Consider the following 15311-nt stretch of genomic DNA (forward strand, 5'->3'; position numbering starts at 1 on the left):
TATTGGCAGTACCTTTTTTATACAGTGCAAACGATGCGACAAACGACTACACCAAAGATGGTTATGGCGCTTTATCCGGATGCACGACACTAACGTGTGTAGGGGAAATCAATGGCGAGGTCACTTTGACTGGATCAGTGCCGTTATCTCGTCCAAACACAGATTACGTGGTTAACAACAATATTATTAAGGTTAAAATTAACGACACACAAGACCCACAAATTATGCGGTTGTATAATGTCAAAAAATCCATGAAAGATGGCTTGGTTACTTTTAACGCCGAGCCAATCGCTAATGATATTCGTGGCGGCTTTTTGCCTAAGGTCAAGACTGACGGCGGAACCGCAGCTAATGCCATGGCGCAGTTAGCAAGTGAAGCTATTCCGCCAATCCCTGACCGCTTTAGTTTTGCGAGCGACAAAGAAAATTTAGCTACTGTTGAGTTGGAACGTGTTTCTGTTTTGCAAGCTTTAGGTGGCGTAGAAGGCTCTGTGTTGCAAAAATTTAAAGGGGAATACGAGAAGGACAACCACGCAATTAAACTCCTAAAACGGCTTGGAAATGACCATAAAATCAAAATTATCTATACTAAGAATCTCACTGGTTTGGATATCGAAGTAGACACACAAGGAATTGTCAACGGAATTTATCCTTATGCCAAGTTGGAAGGCAGCGAAGATGATGAAATTTTAGAAATCGAGGAAAAAGTCGTCTTTTTTAAAAAGAGATATGATGCCGGTGTCATTTCAGCGGTAGATTTTTCCAATGAGAAGCCAGAAACCCAAGCTGACCTTTTGAAGTTGGCCAATGATTATCTATCTAGTAATAGCAGCCTCAACGAGCCAACTGTATCAGCTAAAGTTGATTTTATCTTGCTCAACAAACAGCCGCGTTATAAAGATTTTGTCAATATGGAGACTGTCGGATTGGGCGATGGTGTAGACGTTTTTCATCCGAAACTAGCTACTGATATGCACGCCCGAGTTGTTAAATACGAGTACAATTGTTTGACTGAGCAATACAACAAGTTAGAGATTGGCTCTGTTAAGTCAAATTTTTTAGATCAGATTGCTAATCAAATTAGCGAGCAAGGCAAAGAGACTGATGATAAGTTGGGAATTCTTCAGCAAGCTCAAAAAGAAGTGTCCGATTTGATTAAGAATCCGGCAGAAGGGCACGTGGTCGTATATCCAAGTTTGGCTGACCCGCAAGAAATTTTAATAATGGATACTACCGACGTTAACACGGCTACTAAGCTATGGCGATGGAATTCATCGGGGTTAGGTTATAGCAAAAGCGGCTATAACGGCACCTACGAAACGGCCATGACTAAAGACGGGCAAATTGTGGCGGATATGATTACCACGGGTGTATTACGTGCCATTGATATTATCGGGGTGACTATTACTGGGGCTATGATTATTAGCCAACGAGCAAATAGTGACTACAAGATAGTGCTCAATGGCGGCAATCTTAATTTCAACCGTGGCGACAGTAATATTGGTGGCATTTATCCGACATTTAGCACTGCTACCGGAAATACTAATGGGTTTGCTATCATTAAATCCGATGGGGAAATTTTTTCCATCAACGTCGAGGGTACTAATGGCTCTGTCGCGGTTTTTCAAGTGCCGGCCGATTCCAATCCTAGCAACGTGAAGTACACGTTATCTGGTGCCGGAACGGTCACGGGCAAGCTCACTCTAAATGTTCGAGGAGTTTTCAAATCTGGCTTTAGAATTTCTGACGACGATACTGCGGGAGTTTTCCAAGGCTCCGACCGCAATTCCGTTTGGATGCAGGGCAATAACGTTAATATCAAAGGTAACAGTGGTGGTCAGTTAGATCTCGGTAGTGGAAATATTAATGTATATGGTAATTTTAATGCCTTTAACGGCTCAAAAAACGCCGTCCACGTTACTCGTGATGGTATGAGAGCTACACCAGCTTACGAAATGGCTGAAAGTTATTTAGGAGACCTCGGACGTAACTTTACCGATGAAAATTGCCAAGTCTGGATTCCAATTGATGAAATCTTTTCCGACACCGTCAACACCGATTTGCCTTACGAAGTATTTTTACAGGTCTACGATAATGCGAGAGCTTGGGTATCTGATTTTAAATCAAACGCCTTTTTAGTTTGCTCCGATAAGCCTTTAGTCCGCTTTGCGTGGGAAATGAAGGCGAAACGTCGGGGATACGAATCAGAACGACTAGTCAAACAAAACGTTGATAATGTTAAAGTAGCTGAGATTTTTGAACCAGAAAAATTTAAAGAAAAGGAGGTTGAGGATATTGACGGAAACGTTGAGGTTTGATTTAAACAAACAAAAATTTGGAAATCCCATTATTTATGGACGGGTTTCCGATGGGAATGAGTACAAAAAATCCGTCCAATTTTTGATGGACGGAAAGCCATTTGACTTAACAGATTGGGTAGTCAGTTTTGAAGGCATCACAGCTCATTTTAAAAACAAAATCATGGATACTGTCGGAGTCACTTTGACCGATGCGCCTAATGGCAAATTTGATTATGTTTTTCCGAATGCTTCCTTTAGTCAGCACGGGAAATATGAGAGAGCTTATTTTTCCGCAGTCAAAGGCGATAAACGAGTGACCACTGCTGATTTTGTGGTAATCGTGTTAGATTATGCCGATATTGATGCCCAGAAAGCGGAAGATTTTATCTCAGAATACAATCGTTTGGTTGTGGAATTAAATAGTCGTTTTAATTCTGCTATTAACCAGATGGACGCAGATTATGACGATTTAGACCAACGCGTAACGGCTTTACAGCAAGCCATGATAACTTATGAGGCAAGTGTAGAAAGCACTGCTAGCGAAGCAATACAGGCTGTTAACGATGCTTTGGAGCAACTGGGCACTTATTACACAAAAACAGAATCGAATGCAAAGTTTTTGAGTAAAACAGATGCAGAAAGTTTATATATTCCGCTGAATAAACTTTATCTGACATACCCAATTGGTTCCCCATACTTTTCATTTCTTCCAGACAACCCTGCAACAGTTTTGGGCGGCGGAACTTGGGAACGTGTGGCTAATGGCAGGACTCTAGTCGGAGTTGATGAAAATGATACGGACTTTGCAACAGCAGGATTAACTGGTGGTGAGAAGATGCATGTACTGACCGTCAGTGAGCTAGCTAAACACAGTCACGCTGCTTCCACTACTAATGGACTGTACGTGTATGGTGGAACTAGTAGCACGACTGGTCCCGCTAGCGGGACGGGATATAGGACAAATCTGTTTGAAACATCCACGACATCGGTCGGGGGGGATACTGCCCATAATAACTTACAACCGTATATCACGGTATACATTTGGAAAAGAATTGCTTAACGGTACAGCGAAATAACTTTTAGGGGAGCTGAAAAGCTCCTCTTTATTTTTAATTGAGGGAAGTGTAGGCATGTGAGTGAAACCATCATTGTATCGCTAGTTAGCTTAGTGGGTACATTAGGGGGAACGTTTGGCGGGATTATCACCGCAAATAAATTAATTACTTATCGGATTGAACAATTGGAAAAGAAAGTGGATAAGCATAATAGCGTCGTGGAACGTACCTTTGAGTTAGAAGGACGGATGCGCGAAGCTGAACACGACATTGTCGAAATGAAGAGAGGCGTAAATTAATATGGAAGAATTTACGGGAACTTTGATCCAAGCAGGTTTTATGATTTTAGTAGCGGCAGTAGGCTTAGTCGCCCAAAAGATTACAGCTTATTTTAAGAAAGAGGGCATCCTCACTGAGTTGGAAAGCAAAAAAGCCTACGCCAAAATTGTGGTAGAAGCGACGCAACAAATGTATCAGGCGGCTGAAGGTCCGGAAAAGCTTCAACGCGCTAAAACTCAGTTGGTGGATTATCTTCAAACTAAAAAAATTCCTTTTACGGAAGCCGAGCTTGAAACGCTTATCGAATCCACCGTTAAAAGCATGAAAGATGGTATTGCGACTGGATTAAAAGAGGAAAAATAGTTACTTAGTGGTGTGTGCAGTTTTTGCATGCACCACTTTTAATTTAAGGAGGATGATTAATTATGACGACAGCAAACGACATTTTAACAATCGCGCGGCACTATTTAGGTAGCGCTGAGGGCGGTAGTAATCACTATCATATCATTGACACGTACAATGCTACTAAGCCACTACCACGAGGTTATACGGTTAAATACACGGACGATTGGTGCGCTACGTTCGTGAGCTTTGTCGGCATTGAGGCGGGAGCGCCTGACCTATACGGACGCGAGTGTGGCGTGGAGCGATTTATTGATATCTTTAAGGATAAAGGCATCTGGCTCGAGGACGGCACCATCACGCCAAAAGTTGGCGACATTATCTGCTATAACTGGGATGATGGCACACAGCCCAATGACGGATATGCGGACCACATTGGCTTTGTCGAGTCCGTATCTGGAGGCTTAGTGACCGCGATTGAGGGCAATAAAAACGACAGCGTCCAACGTCGGACAATTTCTGTTGGAGCTGGGAATATCCGTGGATATGCACGTCCTAATTACAGCGGTGGTGGCAATCCCGCTCCTGCACCAATTCCAAGTAAATCTATTGCTGAAATTGCAAAAGAAGTAATGGATGGAAATTGGGGCAACGATCCCGAACGTAGTCAAAAACTTAAGGCAGCGGGCTATGATGCAGAAGCGGTACGAGCGGAGGTTAACCGGTTATCTGGCAAACCTGCAGTTGCTCCATCTACTCCACAAATTACCGTAGACGGCTATTGGGGCAACGCCACGACTAAACGCATCCAGCAAGTCCTAGGCGTTACTGCTGACGGCTTAGTGGGTCCTAACACATATAAGGCTATCCAAAAAGCGGTAGGTGTGACCGCTGACGGGATTATCGGTCCTAACACGATTAAAGCTATGCAACGTCACTTCGGGACTCCTGTTGATGGACGTATTGACAAACCGTCTATGGTGGTCAAGGCTATGCAAAAACGACTTAATCAAGGCAAATTCTAATATCAAAAACAGCCTATCTCTCTTAATCGGGAGGTAGGCTTATTTTTTTTACATATTTTTAAAATAAAAAGTACACAATGTGTATTTTTATCTTTACAAAAGTACCCAATGGGTATATAATGAAGACAGTTAAGAAAGACATAATGAAGGAGCGAATTAAAATGATTGAAATTAGATTTGAAGGAAGCTTTGATGAATTAACAGTAGTGATTGTAAACCATGACGAAAAAACATTTGCAGTAACTGATTTGGAAACAGCTAACGAAATGGTAGATTTTGAAGCAGAAGGCGTTAACCCTAACTTGGAAAACGCTGAAGACATGTGGGTACAAGATTTAGGAATGTTTTTAGATTACTTGGAAGGCCAAGGATATGAAAGAGAGGATGACTAATATGGACTACGCAACTGATGAGATTATCCAGCTAATGGATAATCTGCACGACTTGGATGTTGACCGGGAACCTTTTGGCTGGGAACATGTTGGATTGAGATTTGAGGAAAAAGCGTATAAAGTCGGGGATATTATCTCCGATAGTAAAGCTAATCCAGATCGCGTGGACGAACGAGACTTTCCTGATTTTAATTTGGAAGAATACGAAGACCTTCCAGAACTTCCCGGCGTGAGCACTTGGGTCAAAGAGGCTTTTGACGGAAAAGACATTCTCGAAATCATGAGACACCACAAGCACGCTTATATCGTGGTGGGAAATGACGATGCCTGGTACGGGGAAGTAGACGGTATATTTTTAGATCTCGATGAATTGGTCATCGAAAACGGGCAAGTAGCAGTGGTACTTAAATAAAGGAGGAAAACAAAATGGATTACGAATTATTTGCAGAGTTACATTTACAAGCAACAGAGGAAAAAGATTTGGATATGTACATCGGTGAGCGAGGATGGCAAGAGTGGATGGATAATTTTCCTCCCGCTTCCCTTGGCACAATTCTTAAAAATATTTTTGATCTAGCGCACGGAGATTTAAAATCCAATCGAGAAAGAATTGGCCTAAATCAAAAGCAATTTTCCGGCAAGTACAATATTCCGGTCACGACGGTGGGCAAATGGGAACGTGAGGAACGGGAGCTGTCTCCATGGTTAAAAGTACTAATTGACTACAGTATTTTTGGCAGCATGGAAAACTTTTACTCCACCACCAAAGTAGAGGAGTAGCCAGAATGACTGAAGTTACCATAACGAAAAAATTAGAAATTTATATTGCAGATCCCGAAGAACGACAATCGTATTTCGACTTCTTTTTTTCCAACAGTAAAAAATATGTACGAGCTTTAAATGCCGTGTACGCTCAACTAATTTATGAGGAGCTAGCGATTGATGCCATCAAAGAGTATGATGAGGGATTTGTAAAACGAGAACAAAAACTGTTAGACTCTATCAATTCAGATTTTGAAGTATTGACTGAAAAACGCAAAAAGTCCAAAGACAAAGGCAAAGACAAGACAAAGGGCGAGGAAACTTTGGAAGTAGCCATTGAAAAAAATAAAAAGAAATTAGCTGATTTGCGGAAGCAAAAGAAAAAAGAAGCTAACGAAATTTTAGAAAAAAGTCTAGGGCTAAAAAAGGAAACACGACTACGAGATATTGCATCGAAAGAAGATTTTGGTTATAGTATGTTTCCGGCTACGGCAACAAGGAAAGCAATAAAGGACTTTAGCAATGATTACGTAGGGATTCTTAAAAAAGAGCGCACTCCTAGAATTTATCGTGATAAAAAAGGGTATGGCATGCTTCCGTACCAAGGAAACGAATTTAAAATAGCTAAAGGCGACGATAATCGTTTTTATTTAGCTGTACCTTTAGGCTATCATTTTAGAATTAAACTTGGCGGCTCCTCGAAGAATGCCGCAAGGAGAAATGATGTTGTGCCATTGCTGGAAAAAATAATTTCTGGCGAATATACTCTGAGACAAAGTGCCATCACCTTTGAGAATGGAAAGTTTTACGCAGCAATGACAGTCACTTTTGAAACGGACTACACAAATTTGGAGTTGGACGAAGAAAAGGTGCTCACGCTTGAATTTGTAAATGCGGGAGAGATTAAAGGGTCTTTTGATGGGAAAAAAGAATTTACGATTGGAGATTCTCAGTACGTTAAAGATTTCCAAATGAAAATACAAGCCTTGAAAGATAAAGAAAAAAGCCGGATGCAGTTCGGCAAGGGTGGAAAAGGTCGTAGTCACAAGTTGAAATATGATCAATGGGAAGCTATCAAAAACAGAGAACGAAATTTTGCTAAAACGTATAATAACCAAGTTTCCTCAAAAATTGTCCAAAGAGCAGTTAGAAGCAGAGCCAAGTATATCCAAATTCTCCCGCCCTCAAAAGAATTGGGTGGATGGTCGTATTATGAGCTTGTTCAAATGATAAAAAATAAAGCAAACTATTACGGGATTGAGGCAAAGGATTAGGTTGCAATGATTTCGCGAATAACATATAATAAGTCTACGCTGGTTTGGCAGCGTTAGGGTGAGGGTAAAGCCACTCGCCGAAGGGTAAGCTCCGGCTAATGTGTAACCGCCGGAAGGCCATGTAAATTGAATAAGAGTTTCTAAATGTGTTTCCAGCTTTGGAACTATAAGAAACGACATGGTTCTCAAACGGCACTCTTCAGGATAAGGAAAGTATGTTTCCTTTGGAGCCATAAGAAACAACATGGTTCTCAAACTGTCGTACCTTTCACACTAGTTTTGAAACTACGTTTTATTTATATATGTACAAAAAGACCCCCGAAATTAATCGGAGGTCTTTTTTAGTATGGTGATGGTAGTCTCCCGAAGCGCGTCGATATAGCTCACCTCCTCTAAAAGAAGATACGCAAAAGATTTTGATTTTATTTTTTCGTAGGCAAAAAAGATTAAAAATTAATGCCCAAATTAATGCCCTTTTTCTAAAACTAGCGAAAACCTCCGAAAACAAAAAAAGCCGAAACCTTGTTAAATCAAGGGTTTCAGCTCTTTACGAAATGCTCCAAAAAGTATCTATGGAGATGGCGGGAGTCGAACCCGCGTCCAAATATTTTGCCACTCCAACTTCTACGTCTATAGTTCACTATTTATGATTCGTCTTTTTATAAGCCAGCAAACCTGCGTTTAAAAAGACTAGTCAAGGAGTCTCTTCGTAAGCTTTTTGACAGAAGTTTACGCGTATCCCACTAGAATAGGACCACGACTCGAGCACATGGGCGATGCCGAGATGGTCTACGCTGCTGGTTTTTAGGCAGCTAAAGCGTAAGAGTTGTTATTGTTTTTAGCAGTTATATTTAACTGTAACGTTTTTGCGAAGACGTAACCTTCGAGACGCCATCAAAGCTCAAACAATACCTGTCGAATCCGTAACATCCCCGTTACGAACATTTTAATTATAACAGTTCTCCTTGATTTAGCAAGTTTGGGGCCAAGTAGGTTTACTAAAAATTAAGACTTACGGATTTTTTTGGCGCGCGTGTTAGTCAACCAGTAACAAGGAGTAAAGACAAGACTACTAATACCTAAAGCTACTAAGGCGCGCAATGCATAATGGAGTAAGAGCACTGCTTGCGAGCTATCATCGGTGATACTTAAATTAAAGGCGAAAAAATTTTGTGGCGAGTATAAACTCATCGCGCCCGTTGCTTCTTGCAAGGCTGTGGAAACGGCAGTGTAGTTCATTTGTATGTTGCTTAAGAGGCGATTACCATAGCTTTGTAAGAGATGGAGAAGATTGTCTTGGAGCACAAAGAGTAAACAAAATAGGATAAAGAGGGTCAGGGACACTGGAAAAAGTAGTAGAAAAATATTTCTCAAGAATTGCCGCCAACTTTTGCTGCGGTTATTTTTTTGCAATTCTTTCACATAGTACAAGCCGAAAAGTAAACAAACAATGACCAGTAAACAGGTTAAAATATTTTGTCCTTGGCGAATTTGTTTTATTGCTAAGTCTAAGTGGTCTTGAAACGTCGCAAAGCTACTAGTAAATGTTTCATCACTATTGGTAGCTAGTTGAGCCACTCGATCTTGAAAAGTGGCGTCTGCTCTTTGCAAAAAATAAACGATAAAAGCTGCGCCGGCTGTCAACAGACCATAAAGACTTAAAGTTAGACTCATGAATAGATAAAAGCGACGATGCTTTTGCCAACGTTGCGTAAAGCTTTCCGTCTCCATAAAATCACCTCAAGTCTAGTATAAGGGCCGTTCATGAATAAAATATGAAGATATCTTGAAACAATTCCCACGCGCTTTTGGCCAAAGAAAAAAGACCTTGCACCAGCAAGATCTTTTTCTTAAATTTATTTTTCTGTTGTGGAAGATTCTGTCGTAGCACTAGTTGCTGAGGTACTCTCCGTACTTTCTTCATGGTACTCTTTATACGTTTTTGTTTGATAGAGGTCGCTAGTGGACTTGTTACCGTTTTGGGAGTAAAGGCTAGTGGAGAAGGTTCCTTTTGTTTCTTCAATTTCTTCTAGTTGATCTAGTTGATCTTTGTAATTAAAGTCTTCAGCATTAATCGGTTCTAAACCAGAGTCTGTATAGAAACGAAGCAAGTCACCATTTACTAGGCGATCAGAAATTTCCAATTGCTTGGCAACTTTTTCTTTAATATCGGTGATTTCTTGGGATTCTTCTTGTTCTTTCGTTGCCGGTTGGCCGGTTGTATTGTCGTACAAAATATTATCATAGTAGGTGTAGTTTGGTGTGAAGAAATAATTGTTTTTCCGGTAAGCTACGATTTGATCGTGATCAGGTGAGAACAAGTCTTGTCCTAATTGGATATAATTGGTCGTATCGACACCTAACAAGTGTAACAAGGTTGGTAAAGCGTCCACTTGACCACCGTACGTGTGATTGATGCCGCCGTTTGTTTGACCAGGGACGTGAATCATGTAAGGAACTCTTTGCAATTGAGCAACATCATAATTGGTCCAAGTATCTGGATTTTTTCCTAATAAAGAAGCAAGTTCTGTCGTACGACCATCGGAAATACCGTAGTGATCGCCATATAAAACAATCACGGAATTGTCATAAAGACCGCTAGCTTTTAAGTAAGCGAAAAATTCACTCACCGCAGCGTCTAGATAATTAGCAGTGGCAAAATAACCGTTGATGGTTTCATCTTCTGTTGTGGCAATGGGGAAGCCCGCTTCATCATTTTCAAATTGGGAGTAAGGATAGTGATTAGAAACGGCAATGAACTTCGTGTAAAAAGGTTGTTGCAAGTGTTCCAAGTATTGAACAGATTGTTGGAAGAAAGGTTTATCATGCAAGCCGTATTGGAAAGAGTTTTCCGCATTGACATCATAATAACTAGCATCAAAGAAATTTTGGAAGCCTAGACGTTTATACGTTTCATTACGGTTCCAGAAAGTTCCAGCATTCCCGTGGAACACAGCTGATGAATAACCAGCAACTTGATTTAAAATATTCGGAGCGGCTTCAAAAGTATTGCTGCCACCTAAAGTTGGGAAGAGTACCCCTTGGTTTAAACCAAAGAAGGAGTTTTCCATCAAGGTTTCAGCATCAGAAGTTTTTCCGGCGTTTACCTGGTGGAAGAAATTATCAAAAGCAAAGGTTTGATTATCGTGGAAAAGACTATTTAAAAATGGCGTAACTTCGTGTTCAGTACCATTTTCATCGGTTAATTTATAGTCAATTAAAAATTGTTGGAAGCTTTCTAAGTGGATATAAATGACGTTGCGTCCCTTAGCGATGCCAAACATGTCATCACTAGGAGCGGCATAGTGTTCTTTAACGTAATCCTCAACTTCTACTAAGTCATTAGGACTAGCTTCAGCCCGTACTTGGTTTGTTTGATACGTTTGGTAACCATCGTAGGCCATGAAAAAGTTTAAACCGAGATATTTTACAATATAATCACGGGAGAAGGTCCGACCTAAAAGTTGGGGACGATCGGCTTCGGCTAAAGATAAGTTAGCAGAAAAAATTAAAGCGCCTAAAATCGAAAAAGCTAAGGCAACCCGCGCACGAATTGGCTTTTTATCGACCTTAATTACTTTGGTAAATAATAAGATGGGAATGATTACCAAGTCAATGACATAAAGCAAATCGTGAACACGAAGCAAACGCAAAGCACTTTCTCCTAAACCGGAAGAAACAGCACCAGAGTTTAAGATGGTATTAATGGTCATAAAGTCGGTGAACTCACGGTAGTAAGAAGCGTTGGAGTAAATCAGCACGCTTAAAGCTAAGTAAATCAAAAACATAATCACGTAAGACGTTTTGGGCTTACGGACATATAAAGCAATGGAGAGGAGCAAAATCGTCGTGGCAAAAGGATTCACCAATAAAATAAAATATTGGAACCCACTTTCAATCCCTAGATTAAAGTCAACGAAGTACGCCAGCATGGACTTAGCCCAAATTAAAATCGTTAGTAAAAAGAAGAAACCTAGTCGGCTGTTAAGCCATTTAAAGGTAGCTTTCAAGTAAAACACCCTTTCTAAAATGAATTTACTATTAAAAGTGCATTTAATTTTCAATTTTTCAACAAAACTTACAAATTATACAAAAGTATTTTACGTAACCTTCCTAGGAAAGTCAACGAATATCGGGTGTTTCTTACGGATTTTAACGATTTCTTGACATTTTATGATTTTTCTTAGCCCTTCTTTTTGCTATACTAAGCATGAAATGAGGTGGCTTATGAAAGTGCAACTACAACGCAGCGGTGAAAATGCCCGCAATCCTTTGATTCACGAAAAAGAAATCAAAGAACAAAATTATCCTAAGACGTGGCTACGTTTTACTGATGCCAAAGAAAATTTTTTAAGCTGGGGTTATTTAGGTCAACAAAATAAAGGAGCTGGTTGGTTAGTTTTAACGGCGCAACAACAGCCTGATGCTCTTTTTTTTGAAAATCTTTTGGCCACAAGTTTACACAAACGAAAAAGTCTTTTTAAAAATTTATCCACAACCAATGCTTTTCGCCTTTTTAATGGGGTAGGAGATGGTCTTGGCGGGGTGACGGTGGATTATTACGACGGCTATTTGGTCTTTTCTTGGTATAACGAAACCATTGCGGCCTTAAAAGAGGAAGTTCTGCAAGGCTTTCTGACAGCTTACACCGCCTTTTGCGGTACGCCAGCTTTAGGAGTCGTGGAAAAATTCCGTTACAGTACTAGCAAAATAGAAAGCCAAGTACTGCAAGGAGCTGTGCCGGAAAGTTTACTCATCGTTGAAAATGACGTCCATTACCGCGTGTATCTGGATGAAGGGTTAATGACGGGAATCTTCTTAGATCAACGCCACGTGCGCAACTTATTAAAAGAAAAACTGGCGCAAGATAAGACCGTCTTGAATACTTTTAGTTATACGGGTGCGTTTTCGGTGGCAAGTAAAGTCGGTGGGGCAAAGGCTACCACTAGCGTTGACTTAGCTAAAAGAAGTTTAAAGAAGACACAAGAACAATTTGCCGCCAACGACTTGCCTTTAACCGATGAAAAAATTTACGTCATGGATATTTTTGACTTCTTTAAGTATGCACAAAAGAAAAAGTTAACCTACGATATTGTCGTGCTAGATCCGCCGAGTTTTGCCCGCAATAAGAAAAAAACTTTTTCCGTGGCGAAAAATTATGGCGAATTAGTTACCGCCAGTCAAACTTTAATTCAAAAAGGGATTTTAGTTTGCTCCACCAATGCTGCCAACGTGAACTTAAAACAATTTAAAAAAATGATTGAAGATAGCTTAGTCCAGGCTAAGCGAAAATTTCATTTTGGCGAGACCTTCCGTTTACCTGAAGATTTTTCCACGGTTAAAGAGTTGCCAGAAGAAAATTATCTAAAAGTCTGTCTGGTCTATTTGGAGGAACAAAGATGACCAAAATTTTAGTGGCGCTCACAGGGGCAACTGTAGAAGAAGTAAGCGTACAATTAAATACTTTAGCAACCGAGGATAATATTTTTGCCATCGAGTTTCGCGGGGATCTTTTTCAAGAATGGTCAGCCTTTTCGTTACTAGTACCACTTTTTGAAGCAGTAGCTTGTCCGCTGATTTTTACCTTACGCTCTAAAAGAGAGGGTGGACAATTTGCCAGTGGATTAGCAGAACAAAGCGTCGCTTACGAAAAGGCGCTAAAAGCGAAGCTCTTTACCTATGTGGACTTGGAAGTTGCAGATCCGCATTACGCTGATTTGAGCCAACTTGTTGCTGCCTATGATGTTCAAGTCATTTTAAGTTATCATGCACCAGTCAAAATGCCGCCCTATGCGGAACTCCTTCGTCTGAAAGAAAAAATGATTGCCCAAAAACCAGCCATTGTTAAATTTGCCTTAATGCTAACAGAACCTGATGAACTTTTACGTTTGAAACTTTTAGGCTTTCAAGAGCGTTATCCAGAGCAAATTATCATTGGTATGGGTATCGGGGGTTGGTTGAGCCGCGTCGTACCCGAGATGTTTGCTAGTGACTTTACTTTTGCTGCCGGGACGGTAGAAGCTGCCAGCGGTCAATTAAATATTGAGACGGTGGAATTTTTACGAAATAAAACGAGAATATCTGATTGAAACGCTTGTCAAAATTAAGGAAAAACTTTAATGTTATACTGTAATATCCAAATAAGGAGGAGAAGTAATGTCTCACATTCAATTTGATTATTCAAAAGTCCGCCCATTTGTCGGCGAACATGAACTTGGCTATATGCAAGCTCAAGTAACAGCCGCTCATCACACCTTACGGGAAGGCACCGGTGCTGGTAGCGATTATATCGGCTGGGTTGACCTTCCAACAAATTATGACCACGAAGAGTTCGACCGCATTAAAGCTGCCGCTGCTAAAATTAAAAAAGATTCTGAAGTATTAATCGTGATTGGTATTGGCGGTTCTTATTTAGGGGCTCGTGCCGCTATTGACTTTTTAAACCATACCTTTAACAATCTTTTACCAGCAGAAAAACGCAACGCACCTCAAATTTTCTTTGCCGGCAATTCGATTAGTTCCACCTACTTAGCTGACTTAATTGAAGTTTTAGGCGACAAAGATTTCTCCGTTAACGTGATTTCTAAATCGGGAACAACGACGGAACCCGCGATTGCTTTTCGTGTCTTTAAAGAATTATTAGTCAAAAAATACGGACAAGAAGAAGCCAACAAACGGATTTACGCTACCACGGATAAAGCGCGGGGCGCTGTGAAAGTGGAAGCTGACGCTGAAGGCTGGCAAACTTTTGTCATTCCTGATGATGTGGGTGGTCGCTATTCCGTTTTAACTGCCGTTGGCTTATTGCCAATTGCGGCTAGTGGAGCCGATATCGATGCTTTGATGCAAGGGGCCGCCGATGCTTCTAAAGAATATACTTCTGAAAAAATTGAAGAAAATGCTGCTTACCAATACGCTGCCATGCGCAACATCTTATACCGCAAAGGTAAAGTTACCGAGCTTTTAATTAACTACGAACCAGGAATGCAATATTTCTCTGAATGGTGGAAACAATTAGCCGGTGAATCAGAAGGGAAAGACCAAAAAGGTATTTATCCATCTTCTGCCAATTTCTCCACCGACTTGCACTCTTTAGGACAATACATCCAAGAAGGACGTCGCAACATTTTTGAAACCGTGATTAAAGTAGAAAAAGCGCGAAAAAATGTGACGATTCCAACAACACCAGAAGACTTAGATGGTTTAGGTTACTTGCAAGGTAAAGAAATGGACTTCGTCAATACGAAGGCTTTTGAAGGAGTTTTACTAGCCCACACTGATGGCGACGTGCCAAACTTATTAGTGAAAATTCCTAGTATGGACGCTTATACCTTAGGCTACATGATTTACTTCTTTGAATTGGCCATTGGCATTTCTGGTTACTTAAACGGCATCAATCCGTTTGACCAACCAGGGGTGGAAAGCTACAAACGTAACATGTTCGCCCTCTTGGGTAAACCTGGCTACGAAGATTTAGCCAAAGATTTGAATGCACGGCTCTAAAAAAGAAACTGAACTGTCTGGTGTTGCGCCAGGCAGTTTTTTTGCGAAAAAATTGAGCCTCATCTCTCATCAAGATGAAGCTCAACGTTTTAAAATCATTTAAATTGTAACCAGCAAAATAAAATGGCACAAAGTAACAAGAAGGGCGGCACATATTTGAGAATTAACTGGGCTAATCTTTCACTAACTTCTTGACGTGCTGCTGGCTTTAAGAAAAAGAGAAAAGGTGACAGCGGAAAGTTTCCTTTACTCCATTTAACAGCGCAGGCTGAAAGGACGAGAATACCGCAAAATGTTAAACCGGCAAAAGCCAAGAGAAGCCCTGAATTCGTCTTTATCGTTGGACCTAAATGGATGGGAACCTCCTCCTTTTTTTCTT

Annotated in this window: 14 protein-coding genes and 1 other RNA gene; 12 read left to right on the forward strand and 3 right to left on the reverse strand. The window is 40.6% G+C overall.

Annotation, left to right across the window (positions count from 1 at the left end):
- Positions 1 to 2 precede the first annotated feature (2 nt).
- From FFM57_RS04835 to FFM57_RS09965, 9 genes are all read left to right on the forward strand, one after another.
- Positions 3 to 2318: a phage tail spike protein gene (locus FFM57_RS04835; RefSeq protein ID WP_137599392.1), complete on the forward strand. Its 2316-nt coding sequence runs from the start codon at positions 3 to 5 to the stop codon at positions 2316 to 2318.
- A complete protein-coding gene (locus tag FFM57_RS04840; RefSeq protein ID WP_170999898.1) occupies positions 2296 to 3360 on the forward strand; it encodes a phage baseplate protein in 1065 nt (354 codons plus the stop codon). The genes FFM57_RS04835 and FFM57_RS04840 overlap by 23 nt, the downstream gene beginning before the upstream one ends.
- A 72-nt stretch (positions 3361 to 3432) precedes the next feature.
- On the forward strand, positions 3433 to 3654 hold the full coding sequence (locus FFM57_RS04845; RefSeq protein WP_137599394.1) for a hypothetical protein: 222 nt from the start codon (positions 3433 to 3435) through the stop codon (positions 3652 to 3654).
- Position 3655: 1 nt separating this feature from the next.
- Entirely contained in the window at positions 3656 to 3997 is a 342-nt protein-coding gene (locus tag FFM57_RS04850) for a phage holin, LLH family (protein WP_137599395.1), read from the forward strand.
- Positions 3998 to 4059: 62 nt separating this feature from the next.
- A complete protein-coding gene (locus tag FFM57_RS04855; RefSeq protein WP_137599396.1) occupies positions 4060 to 5001 on the forward strand; it encodes a CHAP domain-containing protein in 942 nt (313 codons plus the stop codon).
- 161 nt (positions 5002 to 5162) lie between these two features.
- Positions 5163 to 5393 (forward strand): hypothetical protein, encoded by a 231-nt coding sequence (locus FFM57_RS04860; protein WP_137599397.1) that lies wholly within the window; start codon positions 5163 to 5165, stop codon positions 5391 to 5393.
- Position 5394: 1 nt separating this feature from the next.
- Complete coding sequence (locus tag FFM57_RS04865) at positions 5395 to 5805, forward strand: hypothetical protein (RefSeq protein ID WP_137599398.1); 411 nt, start codon at positions 5395 to 5397, stop codon at positions 5803 to 5805.
- 14 nt (positions 5806 to 5819) lie between these two features.
- The gene (locus FFM57_RS04870) at positions 5820 to 6173 is read left to right on the forward strand and encodes a helix-turn-helix domain-containing protein (RefSeq protein ID WP_137599399.1); all 354 of its coding nucleotides are present in this window, start codon (positions 5820 to 5822) and stop codon (positions 6171 to 6173) included.
- 5 nt (positions 6174 to 6178) lie between these two features.
- On the forward strand, positions 6179 to 7429 hold the full coding sequence (locus FFM57_RS09965; protein WP_246023396.1) for a hypothetical protein: 1251 nt from the start codon (positions 6179 to 6181) through the stop codon (positions 7427 to 7429).
- 570 nt (positions 7430 to 7999) lie between these two features.
- Here FFM57_RS09965 and ssrA read toward each other — a convergent pair.
- The 3 genes from ssrA to FFM57_RS04890 form a co-directional block, all read right to left on the reverse strand.
- Positions 8000 to 8363: a transfer-messenger RNA gene (gene ssrA, locus FFM57_RS04880) on the reverse strand.
- 71 nt (positions 8364 to 8434) lie between these two features.
- The gene (locus FFM57_RS04885) at positions 8435 to 9160 is read right to left on the reverse strand and encodes a hypothetical protein (RefSeq protein ID WP_137599400.1); all 726 of its coding nucleotides are present in this window, start codon (positions 9158 to 9160) and stop codon (positions 8435 to 8437) included.
- Positions 9161 to 9285: 125 nt separating this feature from the next.
- Entirely contained in the window at positions 9286 to 11448 is a 2163-nt protein-coding gene (locus FFM57_RS04890; protein WP_246023398.1) for an LTA synthase family protein, read from the reverse strand.
- Between the two features lie 208 nt (positions 11449 to 11656).
- On the opposite strand from FFM57_RS04890, the gene FFM57_RS04895 reads away from it, so the two are divergent.
- The 3 genes from FFM57_RS04895 (at position 11657) to FFM57_RS04905 (ending at position 14932) form a co-directional block, all read left to right on the forward strand.
- Entirely contained in the window at positions 11657 to 12832 is a 1176-nt protein-coding gene (locus tag FFM57_RS04895) for a class I SAM-dependent rRNA methyltransferase (protein WP_137599401.1), read from the forward strand.
- Entirely contained in the window at positions 12829 to 13518 is a 690-nt protein-coding gene (locus FFM57_RS04900) for a type I 3-dehydroquinate dehydratase (protein WP_137599402.1), read from the forward strand. The genes FFM57_RS04895 and FFM57_RS04900 overlap by 4 nt, the downstream gene beginning before the upstream one ends.
- A gap of 67 nt (positions 13519 to 13585) precedes the next feature.
- Positions 13586 to 14932 carry a glucose-6-phosphate isomerase gene (locus FFM57_RS04905; RefSeq protein ID WP_137599403.1) on the forward strand — a complete coding sequence of 449 codons (1347 nt, stop codon included), beginning with the start codon at positions 13586 to 13588 and terminating at the stop codon, positions 14930 to 14932.
- Positions 14933 to 15311: the final 379 nt, after the last annotated feature.

Source organism: Enterococcus nangangensis (assembly GCF_005405245.1).
Taxonomy (GTDB): Bacteria; Bacillota; Bacilli; order Lactobacillales; family Enterococcaceae; genus Enterococcus_J; species Enterococcus_J nangangensis.

Bases quoted from the DNA above. Each gene is read 5' to 3' on its own strand.
- FFM57_RS09965 (WP_246023396.1), top strand. From the start codon at position 6,179: ATGACTGAAGTTACCATAACGAAAAAATTAGAAATTTATATTGCAGAT.
- FFM57_RS04905 (WP_137599403.1), top strand. From the start codon at position 13,586: ATGTCTCACATTCAATTTGATTATTCAAAAGTCCGCCCATTTGTCGGC.
- FFM57_RS04850 (WP_137599395.1), top strand. From the start codon at position 3,656: ATGGAAGAATTTACGGGAACTTTGATCCAAGCAGGTTTTATGATTTTA.
- FFM57_RS04885 (WP_137599400.1), bottom strand. From the start codon at position 9,160: ATGGAGACGGAAAGCTTTACGCAACGTTGGCAAAAGCATCGTCGCTTT.
- FFM57_RS04855 (WP_137599396.1), top strand. From the start codon at position 4,060: ATGACGACAGCAAACGACATTTTAACAATCGCGCGGCACTATTTAGGT.
- FFM57_RS04860 (WP_137599397.1), top strand. From the start codon at position 5,163: ATGATTGAAATTAGATTTGAAGGAAGCTTTGATGAATTAACAGTAGTG.
- FFM57_RS04870 (WP_137599399.1), top strand. From the start codon at position 5,820: ATGGATTACGAATTATTTGCAGAGTTACATTTACAAGCAACAGAGGAA.
- FFM57_RS04895 (WP_137599401.1), top strand. From the start codon at position 11,657: ATGAAAGTGCAACTACAACGCAGCGGTGAAAATGCCCGCAATCCTTTG.
- FFM57_RS04900 (WP_137599402.1), top strand. From the start codon at position 12,829: ATGACCAAAATTTTAGTGGCGCTCACAGGGGCAACTGTAGAAGAAGTA.
- FFM57_RS04865 (WP_137599398.1), top strand. From the start codon at position 5,395: ATGGACTACGCAACTGATGAGATTATCCAGCTAATGGATAATCTGCAC.